We start from the raw sequence: 24728 nt of genomic DNA on the forward strand, positions 1-24728 counted from the left end.
CTCAAATTCCGCCACGACGGTATGCCTATGGCACAGATCACCGGCAAGTACGCCGACTTCGAGGGCCTGCGCGAGCAGGCCGTCGCCCTGCGGAGGGCGGGCCTCAGCCGCCGCCAGATCCGCGACCGGCTCCACGTCGACAACAACGACATCCTCAACCGCCTCCTGGAAGGCGAGCCCCCTCCCGAGTGGACGAAGCGCCCGAACGCAAAGGACGACCTCCGCGCGAAGGCCCGGGAGCTACGACTCCAGGGCTGGACGTACGACCAGATCCAAGTCGAGCTGGGGTGCTCGAAGAGTTCGATCTCGCTTTGGGTACGGGATCTGCCGAAGCCGGAGCGCAAGCGCAGCTACGAAGAGGCGGCGGCGATCGCGAGGCGGGGCTGGGAGGCCAAGCTCCGCATCCGCGACGAGGAGCGGCAGCAGGTCAAGGAGACTGCCGAACAGGCGATCGGCGGACTCTCGCCCCGCGAGCTATTCCTGGTAGGCGTAAGCCTCTACTGGGCTGAGGGCAGCAAGGACAAGCCGTACGACCGCCGCGAGAATGTCACATTCGTCAACAGCGACCCGGGAGTGATCAAGGTCTCCCTTGCCTGGCTCGACCTTCTCGGAGTCGAACGCGAGCGCCTCCGATACACCGTCATGATCCATGAGACCGCAGACGTAGCAGGCGCCGAGTGCTACTGGGCCGATCTCGTCGGCACCGACCTCTCCGCGTTCAACAAGACGACGCTCAAGAAGCACAGCCCCAAGACGATCCGCAAGAACGTCGGCGACTCCTACCGAGGCTGCCTCGTGATCAAAGTCCTGAAGGGTGCCGACTTGTACCGTCGCATCGAGGGGTCTTGGTGCGGCATAGTAGAGGCGGCCAAGTCGGCGGAGTGATCGGTTGTCCGCTTTGGTCGCTTTGCCATCCCCTGTGGTGTAATCGGCAACACTGGTCACTTTGGATGACTTATTCCAGGTTCGAGTCCTGGCAGGGGAGCTTCTCGGTTCGGGTCCTGACCTCCCAGGTCAGGACCCGCCCTCGTTTCCGCCCCGCTACGCCCCGGTATCCTGCGGGTGTCCACCACCCGAAGCACCGAAGCCGAAGGGCATCCCCGTGAGCTCCAGTCGCCCGGCCGCCGTCGTCGTCCTCGCAGCGGGTGAGGGCACCCGTATGAAGTCGGCCACCCCGAAGGTTCTGCACGACATCTGTGGCCGTTCCCTGGTGGGGCATGTTCTGGCCGCCTCTCGGGAGTTGGAGCCGCAGGAGCTCGTGGTCGTCGTGGGGCACGCGCGTGAGCAGGTCGCGGCGCATGTCACGGAGGTCGATGCGGCCGCTCGTACGGCTGTGCAGGAGAAGCAGAAGGGCACCGGTCACGCGGTGCGCATGGCTCTGGAGGAGCTGGGCGGGGCGGTCGACGGGACTGTGATCGTCGTCTGTGGCGACACCCCGCTGCTGACCGGCGAAACGCTCCAGCGGCTGGCCGGGACGCATGCGGCCGACGGCAACGCGGTGACGGTGCTGACGGCCGAGGTCCCGGACGCGACGGGGTACGGCCGGATCGTGCGGGACGAGGCCTCGGGCGCTGTGACGGCGATCGTGGAGCACAAGGATGCGACCGACGAGCAGCGTGCGATCCAGGAGATCAACTCCGGCGTGTTCGCGTTCGACGGCCGGCTGCTCGCGGACGCGCTGGGCAAGGTGCGTACGAACAACAGCCAGGGCGAGGAGTACCTGACAGACGTTCTCGGGATCCTGCGTGAGGCGGGGCATCGGGTGGGTGCGTCGGTGGCGGGGGATCATCGTGAGATCGCGGGGATCAACAATCGGGTGCAGCTGGCGGAGGCGCGGCGGATTCTGAACGACCGGTTGCTGGAGCGGGCGATGCTCGCGGGTGTGACGGTGGTGGATCCGGCGTCGACGTGGGTGGATGTGACGGTGACGTTCGGGCAGGACGCGATCGTGCATCCGGGTACGCAGTTGCTGGGGGCCACGCATATCGCGGAGGGCGCCGAGGTGGGTCCGAACACGCGGCTGACGGACACGAAGGTCGGTGCGGGTGCGCGGGTCGACAACACGGTGTCGGTGGGTGCGGAGGTCGGTCCGCAGGCGAGTGTGGGGCCGTATGCGTATCTGCGGCCTGGTACGCGGCTGGGTCTGAAGGCCAAGGCGGGTACGTACGTGGAGATGAAGAACGCCAGGATCGGTGAGGGTACGAAGGTCCCGCATCTGTCGTATGTGGGTGATGCGACGATCGGTGAGTACACGAATATCGGCGCGGCGAGTGTCTTTGTGAACTACGACGGTCAGGACAAGCACCACACGACGGTGGGGTCGCACTGTCGTACCGGTTCGGACAACATGTTTGTGGCTCCTGTCACGATCGGGGACGGGGCGTACACCGCTGCGGGTTCGGTGATCACGAAGGATGTGCCGCCCGGTTCGCTGGCTGTGGCCCGTGGTCAGCAGCGGAATATCGAGGGCTGGGTGGCTCGTAAGCGTCCGGGGAGCGCGGCTGCGAAGGCGGCTGAGGCGGTGTCCCGGAAGCCGGAAGGCGAAAGCTGACCGGAAACAGGTGCGTCGGACTCGGCGTACCGTGATAGGTGCACACAATTCGGCTGGCTCGTTGCGGACGGGTGCGCGGGCGGCAGTAGAGAACTCGTCTGAGGAGACAGTGCTGTGACCGGAATCAAGGCCACCGGGCAGAAGAAGATGATGCTCTTTTCCGGCCGCGCCCATGCCGAGTTGGCCGAGGAGGTCGCCCACCAGTTGGGGGTCGGCATTGTGCCGACGAAGGCGTTCGATTTCGCCAATGGCGAGATCTATGTGCGCTATCAGGAGTCGGCTCGTGGTGCGGACTGTTTCCTGATCCAGAGCCACACGGCTCCGATCAACAAGTGGATCATGGAGCAGCTGATCATGATCGATGCTCTGAAGCGGGCTTCGGCCCGGAGCATCACTGTGATCGTGCCGTTCTACGGGTATGCGCGCCAGGACAAGAAGCACCGTGGTCGTGAGCCGATCTCGGCCCGCCTGATCGCGGACCTGATGAAGACGGCGGGTGCGGACCGGATTCTCACGGTCGATCTGCACACGGACCAGATCCAGGGTTTCTTCGACGGCCCGGTGGACCACCTGTTCGCGCTGCCGATCCTCGCGGACTACGTGGGTGCGAAGGTCGACCGCGACAAGCTGACGGTGGTGTCTCCGGATGCCGGTCGTGTGCGGGTCGCGGACCGCTGGTGCGACCGTCTGGGCGCGCCGCTGGCGATCGTGCACAAGCGGCGTGACAAGGACGTCGCGAACCAGGTCACGGTGCACGAGGTGGTCGGTGATGTGAAGGGCCGTGTGTGTGTCCTGGTCGACGACATGATCGACACCGGTGGCACGATCTGCGCGGCGGCGGATGCTCTGTTCGCGCACGGTGCGGAGGACGTCATCGTGACGGCGACGCACGGTGTGCTGTCGGGTCCGGCAGCGGACCGGTTGAAGAACTCGAAGGTGAGTGAGTTCGTGTTCACGAACACGCTGCCGACGCCGAACGAGCTGGAGCTGGACAAGATCACGGTGCTGTCGATCGCTCCGACGATCGCGAGCGCGGTGCGTGAGGTCTTCGAGGACGGTTCGGTGACGAGCCTGTTCGAGGAGCAGTGACCTTTCTCCGACCCGGTGATCGATTCGGTGATCGACCGGTGATCCCGGCGATCCCGATGATCCCGACCTGGTGATCCCGGATCCCTGAAGATCGTTTTGGGTGCGGCCTCCCCCGCCGAGTAGACTGTCGAAGTTGCTCGGCGAGGGAGGCCGCATTCATTGCGTGCGGCGGTCCGTTATCGACGCGCTCTTCGTAGCAGGCCAGTCGTGTGGCCGGGTAACCGCCACTGTTTCCGTCTGACTTACGAGGAGTGCACATGTCCGAGGTGAAGCTCGCCGCCGAGACCCGCACCGAGTTCGGCAAGGGTGCCGCGCGCCGCATCCGCCGTGACAACAAGGTTCCGGGTGTTCTGTACGGCCACGGTTCCGACCCGATCCACATCACGCTGCCGGGCCACGACCTGCTGCTGGCGCTGCGTACGCCGAACGTTCTGCTCTCCCTGGACATCGAGGGCAAGAACGAGCTGGCGATCCCGAAGGCCGTGCAGCGTGACGCGATCAAGGGCTTCCTTGAGCACGTCGACCTGCTGCTGGTCAAGCGCGGCGAGAAGGTCTCCGTCGAGATCCCGGTCCACACCGAGGGTGAGCTGGCCCCGGGCGGCAACCTGCTCGAGCACGTGCTGAACGCCCTGCCGGTCGAGGCCGAGGCGACCCACATCCCCGAGGCTGTCACCGTCTCCGTGGAGGGCCTGGAGGCCGGTGCCTCCGTGCTCGCCAAGGACATCACGCTGCCGAACGGTGTGACGCTGGCCGTCGAGGAGGACGCTGTCGTCCTGCAGGTGCTGGCCGCGCAGGCCGAGGAGGCGCCCGAGGGTGCCGAGGAAGAGGCCGCCGAGGCCGCGGAGTAGTTTCCGCCCGCCGGGGTTGCTTCCGGCCGGTTGTTCTTCAGCCGCCGTTTTCCGTGCCGAGAGGCGCGGAAGACGGCGGCTGGCGCGTATGAAGGAGACATGCGGATGACGACGTCGGATGCCAACGCCCCCTGGCTGATCGCGGGGCTCGGCAACCCCGGGCCGGGGTATGCGATGAACCGGCACAACGTGGGGTTCATGGTCGCGGATCTGCTCGCCGAGCGGATGGGCGGCACCTTCAAGCGGAGCGGCAAGGCGCAGGCGCAGGTCGTCGAGGGGCGGATCGGGGCGCCGGGTCCGGCGAGCCGGCGTGTGGTGCTGGCGAAGCCGATGTCGTACATGAATCTCTCGGGCGGCCCGGTGACGGCGCTGCGGGATTTCTACAAGGTGCCGACGGCGAACATCGTCGCGATCCATGATGAGCTGGACATCGACTACGGCACGCTGCGGCTGAAGCTGGGTGGCGGCGACAACGGCCACAACGGTCTGAAGTCCATGACGAAGGCGATGGGGCCGGACTACCACCGGGTGCGCTTCGGGATCGGGCGTCCGCCGGGGCGTATGCAGGTCGCGGACTTCGTCCTGAAGGACTTCTCGTCGGCGGAGCGCAAGGAGCTGGACTACTTGGTGGACCGGGCCGCGGACGCGGTCGAGTGTCTGGTGACGGAGGGCCTGGAGCGGGCGCAGAGCGCGTACAACTCATGACGTCTGTGCGCGTTTGCGACGTGTTGTGGCACTCGCGGCGTCTCGCCCGCCGAGGTTGACCGGGCGCCACACCATGGCCAAGGATCGCGGCCATGCCAAGCACGTCAGCCTCCTCAGCCACTCAGGCCACGGCTTCTTCGCGTCGCCCTGGCACCGTCAAGCGCAGCCGTACCCGAAGAGCGGGCGAGAGTGCGTATGGGCTGCTGCTGCTCGGACGGCAGGTGGCGATGGCGGGGATCGTGCTGCTCCTGCTGGTCGGCGGCGTCTGGCAGTCGTGGGGTTCGGCGCAGCATGTGATGTTCACGAAGGGGCGTGAGCGCGGCACGATGACGGTGACGCGGTGCGGTGAGGAGCAGTGCACGGGTTCGTACGCTCCTCTGTCGCCCGGTTCGCAGCCGCGCGATCGTGTGGTGATCGAGCGGTCGATCGCCGAGGAGAAGGGCGCGAAGGTTCCGGTGGTGATCAAGCCGGGCACGGACGAGGTGGTCCGCTCGGGGGTGGCCGGCCTTCTCCATGCGTGGGTTCCGCTGGGCGGGGCGCTGTTGCTGGCCGCCGTCGTCATCGCGGGCGGGCTGCGGATGCGGCGTACTGCGTGGGTGGCGGCGGGGTTGGGTGTCGCGTTGCTGACGGCTTCGTTCGCAACGCTCTGACGATGAAGAGAGCGGGTGCCTGGGGTTCTCCCCAGGCACCCGCTCTCTCCGTTGTGGGCGATCGTTCCGAAGGTCAGCCCGTGTTGCGCAGCCCCGCCGCAACACCGTTGACCGTCAGCAGCAGCGCCCGCGCCAGCAGCGGATCCGGGTTCTCCCCGGCCGCCGCGGCGTCGCGCTGCCGCTTGAGCAGCGCGACCTGGAGGTACGAGATCGGGTCGAGGTAGGCGTCGCGGATGTCGAAGGTCTGCTGGAGCACCGGGTGGGTGTCCAGCAGCTTCTCGCCACCGGTGACGCGCAGCACCTCCCGCACGGTGAGCTCGTGCTCGGCCTCGATCGCGGAGAACACGTGCTTGAGCTCGTCGGGCACGAGGGTGTCGACGTAGTGCCGGGCGATCCGCAGGTCGGTCTTGGCGAGTGTCATCTCGACGTTGGAGATGAAGTTGCGGAAGAAGTGCCACTGCTCGTGCATCTCGTCGAGCACGGTGTCGAGGCCCGCTTCGCGCATCGCCTTGAGGCCGGAGCCGACGCCGAACCAGCCGGGCACGATCTGCCGCGACTGGGTCCAGCCGAAGACCCACGGGATGGCCCGCAGGCCGTCGAGCCCGGCGCCGCTGTCGGGCCGGCGCGAGGGCCGGGAGCCGAGGTGCAGGTCGGCGAGCTGGTCGACGGGAGTGGACGCGAAGAAGTACGCGGGCAGGTCGGGGTCCTCGACGAGCTTGCGGTACGCGGCGTGGGCGGCGTCGGAGACGACGTCCATGGCGGCGTCCCAGCGGGCGAGGGCCTCGTCGGACTGGCGGGGGGCGGTGTGCAGGGCGGAGGCCTGCAGCGTTGCCGCGACGGTCAGTTCGAGGTTCTCCCTGGCCAGGGACGGGATGAGGTACTTGTCGGAGATGACCTCGCCCTGCTCGGTGACCTTGATCTCGCCCTCGAGGGTGCCCCAGGGCTGGGCGAGGATCGCGTCGTGGGTGGGGCCGCCGCCGCGGCCGACGGTGCCGCCGCGGCCGTGGAAGAGCCGCAGCCGGACCCCGTAGCGGTGGGCGACGTCGCGCAGCCGCCGCTGTGCCCGGTGGATCTCCCACTGGCTGGTGGTGATGCCGCCGAACTTGGAGGAGTCGGAGTAGCCGAGCATGACCTCCTGCACGTCGCCGCGCAGGGCCACGAGCCGCCGGTAGGAGGGGTCGGCCAGCATCTCGTCGAGGATCACGTCGGCGGCGCGGAGCTCGTCCGTCGTCTCCAGCAGTGGCACGATGCCGATCTTCGCCCAGCCGGCGTGCAGGTCGATCAGCCCGGCCTCGCGGGCCAGCACGGTCGCGGCGAAGACGTCGTCGGCGCCCTGGCACATGGAGATGATGTACGACTCGATGACCTCGGGTCCGAAGACCTCGAGGGCCTTCTTGACGGTGAGGAAGACGCCGAGGGTCTTCTCGCCGGCTGCGTCGAGGGGCGCCGGGGTGGGGGCGAGGGGCCGCCGGGACCGCAGTTCCTTGGCGAGCAGCTTGGTGCGGTAGTCGCGCGGCATGTCGGCGTACCGCCAGGACTCCTCGCCGAGCCGGTCGAAGAGCTGGCCGAGGGCGTGATGGTGGGCGTCGGCGTGCTCGCGTACGTCCATGGTGGCGAGCTGCAGGCCGAACGCGGCGAGCGTGCGGATGGTCCGGTTCATGCGGCCGTCGGCGAAGAGGGCGCCGCGGTGCTGCCTGAGCGAGGTCTGGATGAGGGTGAGGTCGTGCAGCAGCTCGCTCGTGCCGAGGTAGTCGCGGCCGGGCTCGTGCCGGGTGGCCTTGGCGAGGCGCTGCTTGGTGTTGACGAGCTTCTGCCGGATGCAGGTGGCCTTGAGCCGGTAGGGCTCCTCGGCGTTGAGGCGCTTGTAGCGGGGGCTGATCTCCGGGAGGTTCTCCAGGTCGGCCTGGAGGGAGGTCAGGAGCTCCTCGGTGGCGCCGGTGTAGCGGATGGAGTTGGAGAGGAAGCCGCGCAGCTCGTCGATCATGTCGAGCGCGTCGTTGATGCCGTGCTCGTGCTGGAGGATCAGCACGTCCCAGGTGACCTGGGGGGTCACGTTGGGGTTGCCGTCGCGGTCGCCGCCGATCCAGGTGCCGAAGGTGAGGGGGCGGGTGGTCGCGGGCAGCTTGACGCCGACGCGCTCCAGTTCCGCTGTGAGGTCCTCGAGTACGTCCCCGACGGCGTTGGCGTGCAGCTCGTCGAGGTAGTAGATGGCGTTGCGGGCCTCGTCGGCGGGCTCGGGGCGGACGACGCGCAGCTCGTCGGTCTGCCACACAAGGTCGATGTTCTCGGCGAGCCGGGTGTCGTAGCGGCGCCGGTCGGCCTCGGTGACCGGGGTCTCCAGGAGCGCGGCGATGCGCCGCAGCTTGTTCAGTACGGAGCGCCGGGCCGCCTCGGTCGGGTGGGCGGTGAAGACGGGCCGGACGTTGAGGTGCTCGACGGTCTGGCGCAGGTGCTCGGCGTCGGCGTCCTTGAGGTGGTCCGCGGTCTGGGCCAGCAGGCCGCCTTCCGCGGCGCGCTTGGCGCGCAGCTCGCGGCCGCGGTGCACCTGCTCCGTGACGTTCGCCAGATGGAAGTACGTGGAGAAGGCGCGCACCAGCTTGCCTGCGGTCTCCAGCTCCGTGCCGCGCAGCAGCTCGGCGGCGGCCTCGCCGTCCTCGCGGGTCAGCCGGCGTACCCGCTCGACGAGCTCGAGCAGCTCGGGGCCTTCCTGCCGTACGAGCGTCTCGCCCAGCAAGTCACCCAGTCGGCGGATGTCGGCGCGCAGCTCCGCGCTCGTCGTCGTTGTCTGGTCGTCGGCACTGCTCACAGGTGCGGCTCCTTGCAGTGTTGAAGCACTTCGGGGAGGGGACCCGGGTCCTGCCGCGGCGTGGGCCGCATCAGGGACCGGGCGCCCGGGAAGAAAACAGAGCGGACCGCGCTGTCCGACCGAGTCCAAGGATAGGTGTCCTTGCGGGCGCGCCGTCTCGAGGCCTCTCACCGGACCGCGGGAGGCCAGCGGGACGCCACACTTACGATGCCGTAGGTTACGGAAGCGTAGGAAACTGTTATCCAGGACACCCGCCGGAACACCTGCCACCATCTCGATCCCATAGGGGACGCCCCATGACCACAAGCTCCGATGTGATCCGAGACGCCCCGCAGGCGTCGTCTGACAAGTCCGGGACTCCACTCCCATCGGCCACGCTCGGCGGTGAGAAGAAGCGGTCGATCGAGCAGATCACGCTGCTGCTGTTCATCACGGTGCCCTTCCTTGCCCTGCTTGCGGCGGTGCCGCTGGCCTGGGGCTGGGGCGTGAGCTGGCTCGACCTCGGTCTCCTGGTCTTCTTCTACTACCTCGGGTGCCACGGCATCACGATCGGCTTCCACCGCTACTTCACGCACGGCTCGTTCAAGGCCAAGCGCCCCTTGCGTATCGCGCTGGCGGTCGCGGGTTCGCTGGCCGTGGAGGGCCCGCTGGTGCGCTGGGTGGCCGATCACCGTAAGCACCACAAGTTCTCGGACGCCGAGGGCGACCCGCATTCGCCCTGGCGTTACGGCGAGACGGTCCCGGCGCTGATGAAGGGCCTGTGGTGGGCCCACGTCGGCTGGATGTTCGACGAGGAGCAGACTCCGCAGGACAAGTACGCACCGGATCTGATCAAGGACGGTGCGATCCGGGCGATCTCGCGTCAGTTCGTCCTGTGGACGGCCCTCTCGCTGCTGCTGCCGGCGCTGATCGGCGGCCTGGTGACGATGTCCTGGTGGGGCGCCTTCACGGCGTTCTTCTGGGGCTCACTCGTACGGGTGGCGTTGTTGCACCACGTGACGTGGTCGATCAACTCGATCTGCCACGCGGTGGGCAAGCGGCCGTTCAAGTCGCGCGACCGCTCGGGCAACGTGTGGTGGCTGGCCGCCCTCTCCTGTGGTGAGTCGTGGCACAACCTCCACCACGCCGACCCGACCTCGGCCCGTCACGGGGTCGAGCGCGGCCAGATCGACTCGTCGGCCCGGATCATCCGCTGGTTCGAACAGCTGGGCTGGGCGTATGACGTGCGCTGGCCGTCGAAGTCCCGTATCGACTCCCGCCGCAAGCCGGGCACCGATGCTCCTGCCCGGCCCGAGTCCGACTCCCGCCGCAAGGCCGAGGCCGCCGACCGGGCATGATTGACGGCGTGGCGACCGACTCCAGCAGCACCCCGAGCAACGAGAAGCCGCGGCGCACGCGCCGTACCCGCATGACCGGTGCCGAGCGCCGTCAGCAGCTGCTGGAGATCGGCCGCACGCTGTTCGCCGACAAGGGGTTCGAGGGCACATCGGTGGAGGAGATCGCGGCCCGCGCCGGGGTCTCGAAGCCGGTCGTGTACGAGCACTTCGGCGGCAAGGAAGGGCTGTACGCGGTGGTGGTGGACCGCGAGATGCGACGCCTCCTCGACATGGTCACCGGCTCCCTCACCGCCGGCCACCCCCGCGAGCTGTGCGAGCAGGCCGCCTTCGCCCTCCTCGACTACATCGAGGAGTACACGGACGGCTTCCGCATCCTGGTCCGCGACTCCCCCATTCCCCAGTCGACGGGCTCCTTCGCCTCTCTGATCTCCGACATCGCGACGCAGGTCGAGGACATCCTGGGCCGCGAGTTCAAAAGCCGCGGCTTCGACCCGAAACTGGCCCCGCTGTACGCCCAGGCCCTGGTCGGCATGGTCGCCCTGACCGGCCAGTGGTGGCTGGACGTCCGCAAGCCGAAGAAGGCGGAGGTGGCGGCGCATCTGGTGAACCTGGCATGGCACGGCCTGGACGGTCTGGAGCAGAAGCCGCGGTTGATAGGGCACCGGAAGAACTGACCGCGTTCCGCGATACCCGCGATCGGCGCTCACCGGCATCCACCATGACCGGCTCAAGGTCGGCGTCCCGTACGACGTCGACTTCGACATCACGTCCGCCGCGCTCAATCGGCTGTGACCCGCTCCAGGAACTCCAGCCGGTTGCCCACCGGATCTTCCGAGTAGAAGCGTCGGTGACCCGGGAGGTCGTCGTCCCAGGTCACCTCCACCCCGCGGTCCGCGAGGCGGGTCGCGTACGACTCGATGTCGCGTACTCGCAGCCCTGGGTGGGCCTTCTTCGCGGGCCGGAAGTCCGCCTCCACGCCCAGGTGAAGCTGTACCTCCCCCGCCTGGAACCAGCAGCCGCCCCGGGCCGCCGGCACGGGTGGTTTGGGGATCTCCGTCATGCCGAGTACGTCCACGTAGTACGTCCGCAGCTCGTCCTCCGAGCCAGGTGGGGCCGCCAGCTGTACATGATCGACCGCCACCAGCATCAGGCGGCCGCCATCCGCGCCACCGCGAAAAGCCTCCGGAACGGGAAGACCGTGCCGTGCGGCGTCGCCGGGTAGGCCTCGCGGAGCAGGGCGCGGTATTCGGCGACGAAGGACTCCGAGGCCGACGGGTCGTCGGCGAGGGCCGTGAGGACCGGGCGCAGGCCCGTGCCCTTGACCCAGTCCAGGACCGGGTCCTCGCCCTCCAGGAGGTGGAGGTACGTCGTCTCCCAGACGTCGGCCTCGCAGCCGAGGGCCACCAGCCGCTCCAGGTAGTCGGACGCCGTCAGTACGGCGTCCGCATGGCGCAGGACCCCGGCCAGGCGGTCCTTCCACTTCTCCGACTCCGCCAGTTCCCGCATCAGTACGTGGCTGGGCGCGTCGAAATTGCTCGGTACCTGGAAGGCGAGCGTGCCGCCGGGGGCGAGTCCGGCGATCCACGCAGCGAAGGATTGCGCGTGGTCCGGCACCCACTGGAGGGTCGCGTTCGAGATGATCAGGTCGTACGGCTCGTCCGGGGATGGCGCCCAGGTGCGCGCGTCCGCCGGCCTGAAGTCCAGGCGGCCGCCGCCCGCCGTGGGGCCCGCCAGCGGCTCGGCGCGGGCGAGCATCTCCGGCGAGTTGTCGAAGCCGGTGATGTGGGCCGTGGGCCAGCGGTCCGCGATGAGCTGCGTCACGTTGCCCGGGCCGCAGCCCAGGTCGGCGATACGGGGCGGGCGGGCAGCGGCCCCCGCGGCCGGCAGTTCCGGCACACGCGCCAGCAGGTCGACGAAGGGCCGGGCGCGGTGGCCCTCGTGGCGGAGGTACTGGCGCGGATCCCAGACGGGGACGGTAGCGGGCATGGCGAGGCCTCCTTCGCGCCAACCTCCATGGGGTCGGCCTCCATGGGGTCGGCCTACAACAGCGTCGGCGTACAACAGGGTCGGCGGAGTCCGGCGGCCCGGGGGTCCGGGGCGCCGCAAGACCATCCTCACGCCCAGATATCTTGACGTCAAGAGACTTCATGTCGACAGACCCTCTACACTTGATCGCATGGAGGACGAGGTCGATCGGCTGGTCGCAGCATGGCGCCGGGAGCGCCCTGACCTCGACGTGGAACCGCTGGAAGTGCTCAGCCGGGTGAGCAGGTTGTCCCGGCATCTGGACCGCGCCCGCCGCCTGGCGTTCTCCGAGCACAATCTCGAGCCGTGGGAGTTCGACGTGCTGACGGCGCTGAGGCGCGCCGGAGCCCCGTATCAGCTCTCGCCCGGGCAGCTGCTCACACAGACCCTCGTCACGTCCGGGACGATGACGAACCGCATCGACCGGCTCACGAAGAAGGGCCTCGTGGAGCGGCTGCCGGACCCCAGCGACCGGCGCGGTGTGCTGGTGCGGCTCACGGACGAGGGGCGCGACCGCGCCGACCAGGCGCTCGCCGGGCTGCTCGACCAGGAGCGGGCGATCCTCAGCGAGCTGTCGCGCGCCCAGCGCATCGAATTGGCCGCGCTGCTACGCCAGTTGACCGCCCCGTTCGACAACATTCCCGGCTGAGGCCAGATCGACCGGGCCGACGCCGGCCCGGCGCGCCAGCGCCACGGCGGCCAGCGTGGAGTGGACGCCGAGCTTCCCCAGCACGTTCTGCATGTGCGTACGCACCGTGTGCGGGGAGAGGAAGAGCCGCTCGGCGACGGCCTTGCGGCCCAGGCCGGCAACCATGCAGCGCAGCACCTCGCGCTCGCGCGGGGTGAGGGCCTCCACGAGGCGTTCGCTCTCGGTGCGGTGCTTGCGGGCCGCCGTCAGCTCGCGCAGTACGCCCGTGAGCAGGGCGGGCGGCAGGTGCGTCTCGTCGCGCAGGACGCCGCGGATGACGGTGAGCAGCCGGGCCAGCGAGCAGTCCTTGGCGACCCAGCCGGAGGCGCCGGCGCCCAGGGCGAGCGCGGCGCGCCGCGGGTCGTCCTTCTCGGCGAGCACGACCGTGCGTACCGCGGGCTGGGCCGAACGGACGCCGGCGACCAGCGAGATGCCGTCGACCAGGCCGTCCGCGTTGGACTCCTGGACGGGCACGGCGGGGCGTCCGCCCGGCACCATGCCTCCCAGGTCGGCGTCGACGAGCAGTACGTCGAATCTGCGGCCCTCGGCGGCGGCCCGCTCCAGGCAGCGCAGCGCGGCCGGGCCGCTGCCGGCTGCGGAGACGTCGACGTCCGGCTCGGCGGCGAGAGCCGCGGCGAGCGACTCGGCGAAGATACGGTGGTCGTCGACGACCAGGACTCGGATGCGAACCACGTGAAACCCCCTTCCCCAAGCTCCTTGAGGAGCAGGGGAGAACGATCGTAGGGGGACGGCCGGCGCAGGTACGGCGCCCGGAGAAAGGATCACCGCAGCAGCACGGCCGCCGCCGTGCTCACACTGCTACCCCACTCCGGGCGTCGTACCCGACTGTCTCGCCCCCTGATCAGCACCGGCCCCCACCGGCGCTGCCATCAGGGTACGGGCGGGCGGCCGGAGCGGAAGGAAATTCGCAAAACTGGGTGGCCAGCGCGTTTATCGTGAGCCGCATGTTTCGTATAGAGACAGAAGTCGACAGACAGCGACGTGATTTGCTCCGAACTCGGCTGCGAGACACCAACACGGAGGCATCACCGGTGCTCCGGGCGCTGCGCGGAACAGAGCTGGATCGGGAAGCTCCGTTGCAGGTCTGGGCGTTGGACGAGTCCGGCGAGCTCGTCGCGGGTCTCGACGCGCACACGTGGGGGCGGTGGCTGCACGTGAACCTGCTGTAGGTCGACGCCCGCCACCGCGGTACGGGGCTGGGCTCGCAGCTCCTCGCGGACGCCGAACGAACGGCTCGCGAGGAGCGCGGCTGCGTCAACTCCCGTGTCTGGACATGGGACTTCCAGGCGCCGGATTTCTACCGTAGATACGGGTATGAAGTGGTGTGCGTGATCCCCGACTATCCGGCGGGGATCACTGAGTACACCTTGACCAAGCGACTCGGCTGAGCAGGCCGCTCAGCGAAGGCGGCGCGCCCCCGCCGAAGGCACCGCCGGGAACACCCGCGGTGCCGTGTAGCCGGCCGTCGCGAAAGCCTCCAGGACCGACTTGGTCACCGTGTCCGCGTCGGTCGTCTCGACGAGGACGATCGCCGAGCCGCCGAAGCCGCCGCCCGTCATGCGGGCGCCCAGCGCGCCGGCCGCGTTCGCCGTGTCGACGGCGAGGTCCAGCTCGGGGCAGGAGATCCGCAGGTCGTCGCGGAGCGAGGCGTGGCCCTCGGTGAGGACCGGGCCGATGGCGCGCACGTCACCGGCGTCGAGCAGTGCGATGACCTGGTCCACGCGGTGGTCGTCGGAGACGACGTGGCGTACGTAGCGGCGGACCCGCTCGTCGTCCAGCTTGGCCAGGGCCGCCGGCAGCTCCTCGTACGCGATGTCGCGCAGGTGCGAGACGCCGAGCGTCCGCGCGCCCGTCTCGCAGCCCTCGCGCCGCTCGGCGTACGCGCCGTCGCCGAGCGCGTGCTTCACGCGGCTGTCGACGACGAGCAGCTGCAGGCCCTGGGCGGCCAGGTCGAAGGGGACCTGGCGGATCGACAGGTCGCGGCAGTCGAGGTGCAGGGCGTGGCCCTCGGTGGCGCAGGCCGATGCCGTCTGGTCCATCACGCCGCAGGGGACGCCGACGAAGTCGTTCTCGGCGCGCTGGGCGAGCTTCGCCAGCTCGGGCCGGGACAGACCGAGTTCGAACAGGTCGTTCAGAGCGAGGGCGGTGACGACCTCCAGGGCCGCCGACGACGACAGGCCCGCGCCGGTCGGCACGGTCGAGGCGAGGTGGATGTCCGCGCCGGTGACGGCGTGGCCCGCCCCGCGCAGCACCCACACGACGCCCGCCGGGTACGCCGCCCAGCCGGTGTCCGTGCCCGGCTCGAGCTCGTCGACGCGCAGCTCGACGATGGGGCCGTCGATGTCGGCGGAGTGCAGCCGCAGCACCCCGTCCTCCCGGCGGGAGACGGCGGCGACCGCGGTGTGCGGGAGCGCCAGCGGCATCACGAACCCCTCGTTGAAGTCCGTGTACTCGCCGATCAGGTTGACCCGGCCCGGCGCCGCCCACACACCGTGCGGCGCGGCCCCGTACAGCCCCTCGAAGCCCTCGGCGACAGCCGCCGCGACACTCTCGCTCACGATCCGCTCTCCTCCTGACGTGCCTGCGCGAACGCCCAGGCGTCGGCGACGATTCCCGCGAGGTCCGCGCGGGACGGGTTCCAGCCGAGGCGCTCGCGCGCCGTCTGGGCGGAGGCGACCAGGACCGCCGGGTCGCCGCCGCGGCGCGGGGCCATGACCTCGGGGATCGGGTGGCCGGTGACCTGGCGGACGGTCTCGATGACCTCGCGGACCGAGAAGCCGTTGCCGTTGCCGAGGTTGCAGATCAGGTGCTCGCCGGACGTCGCGGCGTCCACGGCGAGGAGGTGGGCCTCGGCCAGGTCGGCGACGTGGATGTAGTCGCGGATGCAGGTGCCGTCGGGCGTCGGGTAGTCGTCGCCGAAGACGGAGATGGCCTCGCGCTTGCCCGCCGCGACCTGGAGGACCAGCGGGATGAGGTGCGACTCGGGGTCGTGCCGCTCGCCGTAGGCGCCGTAGGCACCCGCGACGTTGAAGTAGCGCAGCGACACCGCGCCGAGCCCGTGCGCGACCGCCTCGCTGGTGATCATGTGGTCGACGGCGAGCTTCGACGCGCCGTACGGCGAGGTGGGCGCCGTCGGGTCGGACTCGGTGATGGGCGTGTTGACCGGCTCGCCGTACGTGGCCGCGGTGGAGGAGAAGACCAGCTTGCGGACGCCGGCCTCGCGCATCGCGGCGAGCAGCGCCATCGTGCCGCCGACGTTGTTGTCCCAGTACTTCTCGGGCTTCACGACGGACTCGCCGACCTGCGAGAACGCGGCGAAGTGCAGCACGGCGTCGTAGGAGCCGTCGAGCCACTTGGCGGCGTCGCGGATGTCGCCCTCGATGAAGGCGGCGCCCGCCGGGACGCCCTCGCGGAAGCCGGTGGAGAGGTTGTCGAGGACGGTGACCTCGTGACCGGCCTCGATCAGGTGCTGGGCGACCACGCTGCCGACATAGCCCGCACCACCCGTGACCAGGTACTTCCCACTCATGAACTCGCTACCTCTCGCAGTCGCTGGGCCGCGGCCTCCGGCGGCACGTCGTTGATGAACACGTTCATGCCGGACTCGGAACCCGCGAGAAACTTCAGCTTGCCGGAAGTGCGGCGGATGGTGAAAAGCTCGAGGTGGAGCGCGAAGTCGTCACGGCTGACAGCTGCGTCTCCATCGAATTCCTCCAGCGCACCGAACGGCGCCTGGTGCCAGGCGGCGATGTACGGCGTCGGAGGCTCACCCTCACCGAAGATCCGGTCGAAGCGCCTCAAGAGTTCCAGATAGACCTTGGGGAACTCTGTGCGTGCGCCCTCGTCCAGCGCGAGCAGGTCGGGCACGCGCCGCTTGGGGTAGAGGTGCACCTCGTACGGCCAGTGGGCGGCGTAGGGCACGAAGGCCACCCAGTGCTCACCCTCCAGGACGATCCGGGAGCCGTCGGCCAGCTCCTGCGCGACGACGTGGTCGAAGAGGTTGCCGCCGCCGGTGGCCTCCTTGTGCGCGGCGGCCGAGCGCAGCATCAGGGCCGTACGCGGGGTGGTGAAGGGGTAGCCGTAGATCTGGCCGTGCGGGTGGCCGAGGGTGACGCCGATCTCAGCGCCGCGGTTCTCGAAGCAGAAGACCTGCTGGACGGACGGCAGGTTCGACAGCTCGGCGGTGCGGTCCGTCCAGGCGTCCAGGACGAGGCCCGCGTGCTCCTCGGTGAGTTCCGCGAAGGACGCGTTGTGGTCGGACGTGAAGCACACGACCTCGCAGCGGCCGGAGTCGCCCGCGAGCGACGGGAAGCGGTTCTCGAAGACCACGACGTCGTAGGACGAGTCGGGGATCTCGCTCAGCCGGTCACCCTCGGAGGGGCACAGCGGGCACTCGTCGGCCGGCGGGTGGTAGGTGCGGCCCTGACGGTGCGAGGCGATGGCGACGGAGTCGCCGAGCAGCGGGTCGTGGCGGATCTCCGACGTGGTGGAGGTCGGGTCGAGCGGCCTCCGGTCCACGGCATCGCGTACGACGTCGTCACGCGAGTCGTAGTAGATGAGCTCACGACCGTCGGCGAGCCGGGTCGAGGTCTTCTTCACTAGCGGGCTCCTCACCACACCCTCAAACAGAACTACACATAACAAACCACAATGCAACAGCAGCGTCAATGGGCATGCAGAGCGGCCGGAAGACCCGGGCGGGCGCCATACCCCCGAGGTGAGACCCGCGTTACAAGGTGCATGCATCTGCCACGGAAAATCCGGACAAAGCCGTGAGGTCGCTCACAATCAAACAGAGAACATCAGCTGAACTGTTCAGATCTTGAAAGATTCGGCGTAGGTTTCGGCGAGTTAAGTTCGCGCAACGAAGCGAGTTCCCCCATGCATTACCTCGCCGACGGGCTCCGGCTCCCCACCAACGGGCTGGATTACACGATCCTGGCGATCTACTTCATCGTCGTTCTGGGCATCGGCTTCGCCGCCCGGCGCTCCGTGAAGACCAGCCTCGACTTCTTCCTCTCGGGTCGCTCGATGCCCGCCTGGATCACCGGCCTCGCCTTCGTCGCCGCCAACCTCGGGGCCACGGAGCTCCTTGGCATGGCCGCCACCGGCGCCCAGTACGGCGTCGCCGTCGTGCACTGGTACTGGATAGGCGCCATCCCGGCGATGGTCTTCCTGGCCCTGGTGATGATGCCGTTCTACTACGGCTCCAAGGTCCGGTCGGTGCCGGAGTTCCTGCTGCAGCGCTTCGACAAGTCGGCGCACCTGCTGAGCTCGATCCTGTTCGCGTTCGCCGCGGTCCTGATCGCCGGCGTCAACCTGTACGCCCTCGCGATCGTCGTCGAGGCGCTCCTCGGCTGGCCGCAGTGGATGGCGATCGTCGTCGCCGGCTTCCTGGTCCTCGCGTACATCACGATCGGCGGCCTCTCCTCGGCGATCTACAACGAGGTGCTGCAGTTCTTCGTGATCCTCGCCGCGCTCATCCCGATCACCATCCTCGGCCTGAAGAAGGTCGGCGGCTGGGACGGCCTGACCGACTCGCTGCAGAAGAGCCACGGCGACAACTTCCTCTCCGCCTGGGGCGGTACGGGCATCGGTGAGGCCAACGCACTGGGCGCCAACTGGCTGACGATCGTCCTCGGCCTCGGCTTCGTGCTCTCCTTCGGCTACTGGACCACCAACTTCGCCGAGGTGCAGCGCGCCCTGTCCGCGAAGAACCTGTCCGCCGCCCAGCGCACCCCGCTGATCGCCGCGTTCCCGAAGATCTTCATCGTCTTCCTGGTGATGATCCCGGGCCTCGTCGCCGCCGTCCTCGTCCCGAAGATCGGCACCGCCGGCTCGGATCTGACGTACAACGACGCGATCCCCTACCTGATGCAGGAGCTGCTGCCCAACGGCGTGCTCGGTATCGCCGTCACCGGTCTGCTGGCCGCCTTCATGGCGGGCATGGCGGCCAACGTGTCGTCGTTCAACACCGTGTTCACCACGGACATCTGGGCGAAGTACGTGGTCAAGGACCGCGAGGACGCGTACTACGTGAAGTTCGGCCGGCTGATCACCGCGATCGGTGTGCTGGCCTCCATCGGCACGGCGTTCCTGGCGTCCAGCTTCTCCAACATCATGGGGTACCTGCAGACCCTGTTCTCGTTCTTCAACGTCCCGATGTTCGTGGTGTTCATCATCGGTATGTTCTGGAAGCGCGCGTCCATGAAGTCCGGTTTCTGGGGCCTGATAGCGGGCACCGTCGCCGCGATGGTCAACTACTTCGTGATCTACAAGCAGGGCATCATCGACATCCCCACCGACCAGGGCGCCAACTTCGTCTCCGCGATCGCCGGTTTCGTCGCCGGTGCGGTCGTCATGGTCGTCGTCTCGCTCTTCACCAAGCCGAAGCCGAAGGCCGAACTGGCCGGTCTGGTCTACGGAACACGCTCCCCCGGCATGGAGGAGCTGCCCGGGAAGGGCGACGACGCCTGGTACCGCAAGCCGGCCCTGCTTGGCTGGGGCGCGATCGTGATCGCCGCCGCCTGCTACATCCCCTACTCGTTCTGACCTGATCGGAGGCACTGAATCATGTCTGACCTGCAGCGCGAAGTCTCCGAGCTGGAGAGCAAGTCGGCGACCGCCGCCCGTCTCTTCGACCTCCGCCGGATCATCGGCTACCTGTTCGTGCTCTACGGAGTGATCGTCACGATCGCCGGGATCAACCCGTCCGACGCCGACCTGGCCAAGGCGCAGGGCGTCCACATCAACCTGTGGACCGGCATCGGCATGCTGGTCCTGGGCCTGTTCTTCCTGGTCTGGGTGAAGCTGCGCCCGACGGCGCCGCCGACGCCGGACGAGGAGTAGTCCCCGGAAGTCCCCTGGCGGGGCCGGAGTTCACTGCGCTGACGGTGACTCCGGCCCCGTCGGCGTATCCCCGGCACCCGGCGTACCGGGCAGGTCCGGCAGGACGCCCGTCGCCGGGCCCGCACGGTCCAGCAGCCCTGTGCGCGCCGCGAGCGCCGCCGCCTCCAGCCGCGAGCCGACCCCCAGCTTCATCAGCACCCGCTGCACATGCGTACGCGCGGTGCTCGGCGCTATCCCCATTCCGGCCGCGATCAGCCGGGTGTCCTCACCGTCCGCGACCCGCACCAGCACCTCGATCTCGCGCGGAGTGAGCATCTCAAGGAGGCGCTGCCCCTCGTCGTCCGGCTGCGCCGCCGGATTGAGCAACTCGCTGAAGGCCCCCTGCAGCAGCTGCGGCGCCACCGCCGCCTCTCCCGCCCGCGCCTTCATGATCGCCCGCTCGACACCCTCGATCCGCTCGTCATGCCGCACGTAACCGGAGGCGCCGGCCGCGAAGGCCGCGGCGATCCCGCGCGGCGACGGCACGGGACCGAGGACCAGAACCGCCACCTGCGGCCGCTCCCGCTTGATCTTCAGTATCGGATCGAAGATGCCCGGCTCCGCAGGCGTCGCCGTACCCAGCAGGCACACCTCCGGCGCCCTGCTGATGACCAGCTCCGCCGCCCCAGCCGCAGGCGCGGCGGCGGCGAGCACCCGGTGCCCGCGCAGCTTCAACGCCGAGGCGAGCGCCTCGGCGAGCAATCGGTGATCGTCGACCACCATGAGACGCACGCCCATCGAGAACCCCCCAGTTCCCCCCACTGATCCCCCCAGGATCCGGAGGCCCCCCGGTCTCCGTTCATCGGAAGCTACACGCTCGTTCTACATTGCGCTTCCCCTACCGGTGATAAGTGCCCCGGAATACCGAGATTCCTCGCATTGGGGAGTGAGGGGCTCGGAATCCCTTCCTTTCGAGGCAGCGCCCAGGAACACGAGAGCGGCCCCGCCCTGCGAGGGCGGGACCGCTCCGGACGACGGCTCGGAAACCCGCTACTGGGCTCCAAAGCCGATCGCCGTGTACGACTTGTCGTCGTCCGAGTACGGCTTGCTGATCAGCTTCTTGCCCATGAAGAGCCTGCCGTTCGAGTACAGCAGCTCACTGGAATCGGGAACCATGCTGCTCACCGCGGACTGGACGGCCTCGGCCGCGGGCGTCTCCAGCAGCGTCGTCTCCTTCATCGTCTTTCCGTTGATGGAGACGACCTGGCTGCCCTTGTCGTACGGCCCGTTCTTGAACGCGAGGATGTTTCCGCCGTCCATCCGGATCGGGAACATCGTGTACCGCTCGCCCGCGTCCGCCCTGTCACCCGTGGACTTGCCGGTGGCCAGCGAGAACGACACGATCTCGTTCGTCATGCCGTAGTCGCTGCTGCCGTCGTGCTCGCGGGTCGGCACATAGACACGGTCGTTGCCGACGACGATCCCATGGCAGGCGTGTACCTGATTGACCTCGCAGTCGTGGTCGTACTTGCCGTCCTCGAGCGTGATCTTGATGCGCAGTTTGCCGCTGTCGTCCAGCGAGAAGATGTCCGTGGCACCCGTCGAGCTGACGGAGTCGTCGCCGTCACCGGAGTCCACGCCGAACACGACCGGCTTCGTGGAGATCACCTTGGCGTTGTCGACGCCGGCGGGGAGCTTGTAGGTCCATTTGACCGCGCCGTCCGCCGGGTTCAGCAGCTGGACCTCCAGCCGCTCGTTGTCGTAGTTGCCGCAGGCGCGGACCGCGACCAGCTGCTCGCCGCCCGCGTAGCCCTGGTCCCGGCAGGTGTCGGAGGACTTGGGGGCCCACAGCTCCTTGCCGGACTGCAGATCGAAGGCGGCACCGCCGTAGATGCCGCCGACTCCCACGGTCGCACCGCTGATGGTGACCTCGTCGAACCTGATCTTCTCTGTCTGGTCGCCGACCGACGCGGTCTTCGTCCACAGCTTCTCGCCGGTGTCGACGTTGAACGCGGTGACGTTGGTGCAGGCCTGGTAGTCGCCCTTCTTGTTGCGCTTGGCCTCCTCGTGGATCACCACCGCCACGCCGTCCTTGCTGACCTCGGGCGAGGCCGCGCAGGTCTGGCCGGCCAGCGGCAGCGTCCACTGCTTCGCGCCGGTGGCCGCGTCGTAGCCGACGATCTCGTTGATACCGGCCTTGGCGTACACCTTCTCGGTGAGCCAGGAGCCCGTGACGCTGCTCACCTGGTCCTTGCCGACCTCCGGAGCCGGCAGCTGGAACAGCACCTTGGCGCTGGTATTGGCGGGCACCTTCTCCTTGCCGCCGCCGCCCGCGTTGTTCTCGCCGCCTCCGTTGTCGTCGTCTCCGCCGCCCGTCGGGCCCGCTGAGCTCTGCTCCCTGTCGTCGGACCCGGACGACGACGAGTACCAGACGCCGCCGCCGACGATCAGCGCGATCGCGACGACCGCCGACACGATGATGGCGACCTGGGCGTTGATCTTCCTGCCGCCGCTTGCGGCCTGGGGCCCCAGGGGCATGGTGGTCGGCTGCTGGTACGCGCCGTACTGCGCGTACTGGCCCGGATAGCCGTACCCGGGCTGCTGTCCCGGCTGGCCCATCGGGGGCGTCGGCGGCTGGCCCGGTGCGGGCGGCTGGGGTGCGCCCGGGTAGCCGTAGTGCGGCTGGCCCGCCTGGGGGTGGGGGGGCGGCGGGGTGCCCGGGGCCTGAGCCGGGGGCGGCGGCGGGCCGGGGGCCTGGGCCGGGGGCGGCGGGGTACCGGGCGCCTGTGCCGGGGGCTGCTGCGGGTAGCCGTAACCGGGCTGGGGTGCGGGCGGCGCCTGGTCCTTGCCGAAGCCGCCCGCCGGCGGCGGAGTGGGCGCGCCGAAACCGCCGGGCGGGGGATCCTGCGGTGCGCCGAAACCACCCGGTGGGGGGTCCTGCGGTGCGCCGAAGCCTCCCTGCGGCGGCTCGTTGGGCGGCTGGGGCGGCTGCGTCATGACGTCTCTACCTCTGGGGACGGGGAGTTGGGGATGCCGGGCGCGGTCACTTGCCGAAGGCCAGCATGAGCTTTTCCTTCGAGTCGTCGTTGCCTGTCAGCCGTGTGGTGGAGATGTAGAAGCGCCCGTCGACGTAGTCGATCGCCTTCGAGTAGAAGCCGTTCTCGATCCGCGCGGTGGACTGCGGGTTCTGCAGCAGCTTCTTCGGCGTGTGGCTGCCGGCGCCGGTCGCGATCGAGGCGATGGTGCCGCCCTGGTCGTACGACGGCTCCTCGTACACGATCAGCGAGCCGCCCTCCACCCTCAGCGGGAGCATGCTGCGGTCGCCGGAGGGCTTGGCGCGCCACTTCTCCTTGCCGGTGTCGAGGCTGATGGCGACGATCTCATTGGCGCCGCTCTTCGCCTCGGTCGGCAGGTAGAGGGTGTTCGCGTCCGCCGCGACGCCCGTGCAGCCCTGCAGATCACGCTCCAGGATCGCCCAGCCGCACTCCGGCGCGAAGGACTCGTCGACGCTGACCTCCGAGCGGACCGCGGCACTGCCGTTCTTCAGCGTGCTGATGTTCCACTGCTTCTTGTCCTCGTTGGTGAGGTACAGGATCACCGGATCGATCGAGTAGACCCGGGCGACCTTCCAGCCCTTGGGGATCGCCTTGGTCCACTTGGCCTTGCCCGTCGTGGGGTCGAGTTCCTGGATCTCGTCGTGCTCGTTGGACTGGCCGGCGGCGCAGGAGGCTACGGACAGCAGCTTCCCGCCGCCGGTGAAGGCGCTGGGGAAGCAGGCGGCGCCGTACTTCTCCTTGGTGAACATCTTGCTGCCGTCGCTGACCTTGTACGCGGTGCCGGACAGGTCGCGGCCGACCATCAACGTGTCGCCGCTGATGGACAGTTCGATGTTGAGGGTGCTGTCGAACAGCCCGCCCTCCTCGACCTTCTTCGTCCAGCCCTGCTTGCCGGTCCCGAGGTCTATCTGCACCAGCTGGTTGCACTTGGCGCGGTCGCTGGTGCCGCTCATGTAGGCGATGACGACCTTGTCGTCGGCCGACTTCTGCGGAGAGACCGCGCAGATCTTCTGCGGGAATGTAATCGGGTCCCAGACCGTCTTTCCGTCGGCGACGTTGTAGGAGAAGACCTGCTTGTACGCCGCCTTGACCGCGACCTTGTCCGTGATCCACATGCCGGGGGCGTCGGCGCCCGAAGCCGGCGCGTCCGGCGCCTCCTTGTACCAGAGCACCTTCGACTCGCCGGGCTGGCGGCCCGCGTTGAGATCCTCCGGATCCTCGCCGCCGTTGCCGCTGCCGTCACCCGGGTTCTCGGAGGCCGAGCCGGTGGCCTTCGGGTCCGAACTCTTCTCCGCGACGGGCTTCTTGTCGTCGTCCCCGCCGCTGGTGACGGCCCATACGGTGCCGCCGACGACGAGCAGCGCTGCCACGGCCGCGGTGATGATCACGGCGGGCTTGCCCTTGAACGGATTGCCGCCGCCACCGCTGCCGCCCGGCGCGCCCGGGAACTGCGGCTGCTGCGGATAGCCGTAACCGGGCTGGCCGTACGGGCCCGGCTGCTGCGGCTGTCCGTACGGACCCGGCTGCTGGGGATAGCCGTACGGGCCGGGCTGCTGCGGCTGCCCGTACGGGCCGGACTGCTGGGGCTGTCCGTACGGGCCCGGCTGCTGCGGCTGGCCGTAAGGGCCCGGCTGACCGGGCGGGTTGGGCTGGCCATAGGGGCCCGGCTGCTGCCCGTACGGGTTGCCGTCCGCGGGCGGCTGCTGCGGGTAGCCGTACCCGGGCTGGGGCGCGGGCGGGTTCGCCGGAGCGGACGGCGGCGCGGGCGGCATCTGCGGCGGCTGGGCGGGAGGCCCGGCGGGCGGCTGGGGCACGCCCTGCTGCGGTTGCTGCGACTGCGGCTGCTGCTGCGGGTCCTGCGGTGCTCCGAAACCGCCCTGCGGCGGCTGACTGGGCGGCTGACTCATCAGCGCTTCCCCCCTCTGTCACTGACTCTTGCCACGCCCGGCGCTCGCCGGACGCCGCCCCCGGCCTGGCCGACAGCAGCCCAACGGCCGCGGCGGCAGCCGTCGGTGACACAGCCCCCGGAGAGCACAGCACTGATTTTCGGCGCGCCTGGTCGAACTCAGACTTCTGTTCTCAGGCCGCCCTTTCTATCACCATGACGCCCAAGCACACCGGGCC

General features: G+C 69.0%; 21 protein-coding genes, 1 tRNA gene and 2 pseudogenes. 14 read left to right on the forward strand and 10 right to left on the reverse strand.

Going from position 1 to position 24728, the window contains the following annotated elements; genetic code table 11:
- Positions 1-27: 27 nt before the first annotated feature.
- The 7 genes from ABT009_RS26095 to ABT009_RS26125 all read left to right on the forward strand — a co-directional run bounded on the left by ABT009_RS26095 (position 28) and on the right by ABT009_RS26125 (position 5843).
- A complete protein-coding gene (locus ABT009_RS26095; protein ID WP_351299585.1) occupies positions 28-885 on the forward strand; it encodes a hypothetical protein in 858 nt (285 codons plus the stop codon).
- 28 nt (positions 886-913) lie between these two features.
- Positions 914-985, forward strand: a tRNA-Gln gene (locus ABT009_RS26100).
- A 117-nt stretch (positions 986-1102) separates the two neighbouring features.
- Positions 1103-2551, forward strand: coding sequence for a bifunctional UDP-N-acetylglucosamine diphosphorylase/glucosamine-1-phosphate N-acetyltransferase GlmU (gene glmU / locus ABT009_RS26105; RefSeq protein ID WP_351299588.1), 1449 nt, complete (start codon positions 1103-1105; stop codon positions 2549-2551).
- A gap of 114 nt (positions 2552-2665) precedes the next feature.
- Entirely contained in the window at positions 2666-3640 is a 975-nt protein-coding gene (locus ABT009_RS26110; RefSeq protein ID WP_351299591.1) for a ribose-phosphate diphosphokinase, read from the forward strand.
- Positions 3641-3897: 257 nt separating this feature from the next.
- Positions 3898-4488: a 50S ribosomal protein L25/general stress protein Ctc gene (locus tag ABT009_RS26115; protein ID WP_351299593.1), complete on the forward strand. Its 591-nt coding sequence runs from the start codon at positions 3898-3900 to the stop codon at positions 4486-4488.
- A gap of 105 nt (positions 4489-4593) precedes the next feature.
- Positions 4594-5193 carry an aminoacyl-tRNA hydrolase gene (pth, locus tag ABT009_RS26120; RefSeq protein WP_502989954.1) on the forward strand — a complete coding sequence of 200 codons (600 nt, stop codon included), beginning with the start codon at positions 4594-4596 and terminating at the stop codon, positions 5191-5193.
- Positions 5194-5285: 92 nt separating this feature from the next.
- Complete coding sequence (locus ABT009_RS26125; RefSeq protein ID WP_351299598.1) at positions 5286-5843, forward strand: hypothetical protein; 558 nt, start codon at positions 5286-5288, stop codon at positions 5841-5843.
- Between the two features lie 73 nt (positions 5844-5916).
- On the opposite strand, the gene ppc is transcribed toward ABT009_RS26125, so the two are convergent.
- The gene (gene ppc, locus ABT009_RS26130; RefSeq protein WP_351299601.1) at positions 5917-8649 is read right to left on the reverse strand and encodes a phosphoenolpyruvate carboxylase; all 2733 of its coding nucleotides are present in this window, start codon (positions 8647-8649) and stop codon (positions 5917-5919) included.
- Between the two features lie 296 nt (positions 8650-8945).
- On the opposite strand from ppc, the gene ABT009_RS26135 reads away from it, so the two are divergent.
- From ABT009_RS26135 to ABT009_RS26145, 3 genes and pseudogenes are all read left to right on the forward strand, one after another.
- The gene (locus ABT009_RS26135; RefSeq protein ID WP_351299604.1) at positions 8946-9986 is read left to right on the forward strand and encodes an acyl-CoA desaturase; all 1041 of its coding nucleotides are present in this window, start codon (positions 8946-8948) and stop codon (positions 9984-9986) included.
- Positions 9983-10660 carry a TetR family transcriptional regulator gene (locus ABT009_RS26140; RefSeq protein ID WP_351299608.1) on the forward strand — a complete coding sequence of 226 codons (678 nt, stop codon included), beginning with the start codon at positions 9983-9985 and terminating at the stop codon, positions 10658-10660. The genes ABT009_RS26135 and ABT009_RS26140 overlap by 4 nt, the downstream gene beginning before the upstream one ends.
- Before the next feature lie 25 nt (positions 10661-10685).
- Positions 10686-10778: pseudogene (locus tag ABT009_RS26145) on the forward strand (Uma2 family endonuclease); the annotation flags it as partial.
- On the opposite strand, the gene ABT009_RS26150 reads toward ABT009_RS26145, so the two are convergent.
- On the reverse strand, positions 10765-11133 hold the full coding sequence (locus ABT009_RS26150) for a VOC family protein (RefSeq protein ID WP_351299609.1): 369 nt from the start codon (positions 11131-11133) through the stop codon (positions 10765-10767). The pseudogene ABT009_RS26145 and the gene ABT009_RS26150 sit on opposite strands and share 14 nt — an antisense overlap.
- Positions 11133-11972, reverse strand: coding sequence for a trans-aconitate 2-methyltransferase (locus tag ABT009_RS26155; RefSeq protein ID WP_351299612.1), 840 nt, complete (start codon positions 11970-11972; stop codon positions 11133-11135). The genes ABT009_RS26150 and ABT009_RS26155 overlap by 1 nt, the downstream gene beginning before the upstream one ends.
- 190 nt (positions 11973-12162) lie before the next feature.
- On the opposite strand from ABT009_RS26155, the gene tamR reads away from it, so the two are divergent.
- Positions 12163-12660, forward strand: coding sequence for a MarR family transcriptional regulator TamR (gene tamR, locus ABT009_RS26160; RefSeq protein ID WP_351299615.1), 498 nt, complete (start codon positions 12163-12165; stop codon positions 12658-12660).
- Here the strand turns inward: tamR and ABT009_RS26165 are convergent.
- Positions 12619-13392 (reverse strand): response regulator transcription factor, encoded by a 774-nt coding sequence (locus ABT009_RS26165; protein WP_351299618.1) that lies wholly within the window; start codon positions 13390-13392, stop codon positions 12619-12621. The two genes, tamR and ABT009_RS26165, sit on opposite strands and share 42 nt — an antisense overlap.
- A gap of 272 nt (positions 13393-13664) precedes the next feature.
- Between ABT009_RS26165 and ABT009_RS26170 the strand changes: the two are divergent.
- Positions 13665-14108: pseudogene (locus tag ABT009_RS26170) on the forward strand (GNAT family N-acetyltransferase).
- Positions 14109-14117: 9 nt separating this feature from the next.
- Here the strand turns inward: ABT009_RS26170 and galK are convergent.
- The 3 genes from galK to galT are packed head-to-tail and all read right to left on the reverse strand — an operon-like array spanning position 14118 to position 17319.
- Complete coding sequence (gene galK, locus ABT009_RS26175) at positions 14118-15278, reverse strand: galactokinase (RefSeq protein WP_351299621.1); 1161 nt, start codon at positions 15276-15278, stop codon at positions 14118-14120.
- Positions 15275-16249 (reverse strand): UDP-glucose 4-epimerase GalE, encoded by a 975-nt coding sequence (gene galE, locus ABT009_RS26180; protein WP_351299623.1) that lies wholly within the window; start codon positions 16247-16249, stop codon positions 15275-15277. The genes galK and galE overlap by 4 nt, the downstream gene beginning before the upstream one ends.
- Positions 16246-17319, reverse strand: a complete 1074-nt coding sequence (gene galT / locus ABT009_RS26185) for a galactose-1-phosphate uridylyltransferase (RefSeq protein ID WP_351299626.1) — start codon at positions 17317-17319, stop codon at positions 16246-16248. The genes galE and galT overlap by 4 nt, the downstream gene beginning before the upstream one ends.
- A gap of 282 nt (positions 17320-17601) precedes the next feature.
- Between galT and ABT009_RS26190 the strand changes: the two genes are divergently transcribed.
- A complete protein-coding gene (locus tag ABT009_RS26190) occupies positions 17602-19272 on the forward strand; it encodes a sodium:solute symporter family protein (RefSeq protein WP_351299629.1) in 1671 nt (556 codons plus the stop codon).
- A 21-nt stretch (positions 19273-19293) separates the two neighbouring features.
- A complete protein-coding gene (locus ABT009_RS26195) occupies positions 19294-19569 on the forward strand; it encodes a hypothetical protein (RefSeq protein ID WP_351299632.1) in 276 nt (91 codons plus the stop codon).
- Positions 19570-19599: 30 nt separating this feature from the next.
- On the opposite strand, the gene ABT009_RS26200 is transcribed toward ABT009_RS26195, so the two are convergent.
- The 3 genes from ABT009_RS26200 to ABT009_RS26210 form a co-directional block, all read right to left on the reverse strand.
- The gene (locus tag ABT009_RS26200) at positions 19600-20346 is read right to left on the reverse strand and encodes a helix-turn-helix transcriptional regulator (RefSeq protein WP_351299634.1); all 747 of its coding nucleotides are present in this window, start codon (positions 20344-20346) and stop codon (positions 19600-19602) included.
- A gap of 252 nt (positions 20347-20598) precedes the next feature.
- Positions 20599-22545, reverse strand: a complete 1947-nt coding sequence (locus tag ABT009_RS26205; protein WP_351299637.1) for an outer membrane protein assembly factor BamB family protein — start codon at positions 22543-22545, stop codon at positions 20599-20601.
- 46 nt (positions 22546-22591) lie between these two features.
- Positions 22592-24511 carry an outer membrane protein assembly factor BamB family protein gene (locus ABT009_RS26210; protein WP_351299640.1) on the reverse strand — a complete coding sequence of 640 codons (1920 nt, stop codon included), beginning with the start codon at positions 24509-24511 and terminating at the stop codon, positions 22592-22594.
- Positions 24512-24728: the final 217 nt, after the last annotated feature.

The sequence above is a fragment of the Streptomyces sp. NPDC002896 genome (assembly GCF_040295225.1).
GTDB lineage: Bacteria > Actinomycetota > Actinomycetes > Streptomycetales > Streptomycetaceae > Streptomyces.

Coding starts and splice junctions, on each gene's coding strand:
- ABT009_RS26205 (WP_351299637.1), bottom strand. CDS start 22,545: ATGACGCAGCCGCCCCAGCCGCCCAACGAGCCGCCGCAGGGAGGCTTC.
- galE (WP_351299623.1), bottom strand. CDS start 16,249: ATGAGTGGGAAGTACCTGGTCACGGGTGGTGCGGGCTATGTCGGCAGC.
- tamR (WP_351299615.1), top strand. CDS start 12,163: ATGGAGGACGAGGTCGATCGGCTGGTCGCAGCATGGCGCCGGGAGCGC.
- ABT009_RS26095 (WP_351299585.1), top strand. CDS start 28: ATGGCACAGATCACCGGCAAGTACGCCGACTTCGAGGGCCTGCGCGAG.
- ABT009_RS26155 (WP_351299612.1), bottom strand. CDS start 11,972: ATGCCCGCTACCGTCCCCGTCTGGGATCCGCGCCAGTACCTCCGCCAC.
- ABT009_RS26195 (WP_351299632.1), top strand. CDS start 19,294: ATGTCTGACCTGCAGCGCGAAGTCTCCGAGCTGGAGAGCAAGTCGGCG.
- ABT009_RS26210 (WP_351299640.1), bottom strand. CDS start 24,511: ATGAGTCAGCCGCCCAGTCAGCCGCCGCAGGGCGGTTTCGGAGCACCG.
- ABT009_RS26125 (WP_351299598.1), top strand. CDS start 5,286: ATGCCAAGCACGTCAGCCTCCTCAGCCACTCAGGCCACGGCTTCTTCG.
- ABT009_RS26190 (WP_351299629.1), top strand. CDS start 17,602: ATGCATTACCTCGCCGACGGGCTCCGGCTCCCCACCAACGGGCTGGAT.
- pth (WP_502989954.1), top strand. CDS start 4,594: ATGACGACGTCGGATGCCAACGCCCCCTGGCTGATCGCGGGGCTCGGC.
- ABT009_RS26135 (WP_351299604.1), top strand. CDS start 8,946: ATGACCACAAGCTCCGATGTGATCCGAGACGCCCCGCAGGCGTCGTCT.
- ABT009_RS26150 (WP_351299609.1), bottom strand. CDS start 11,133: ATGCTGGTGGCGGTCGATCATGTACAGCTGGCGGCCCCACCTGGCTCG.
- ABT009_RS26140 (WP_351299608.1), top strand. CDS start 9,983: ATGATTGACGGCGTGGCGACCGACTCCAGCAGCACCCCGAGCAACGAG.
- ABT009_RS26200 (WP_351299634.1), bottom strand. CDS start 20,346: ATGGGCGTGCGTCTCATGGTGGTCGACGATCACCGATTGCTCGCCGAG.
- ABT009_RS26115 (WP_351299593.1), top strand. CDS start 3,898: ATGTCCGAGGTGAAGCTCGCCGCCGAGACCCGCACCGAGTTCGGCAAG.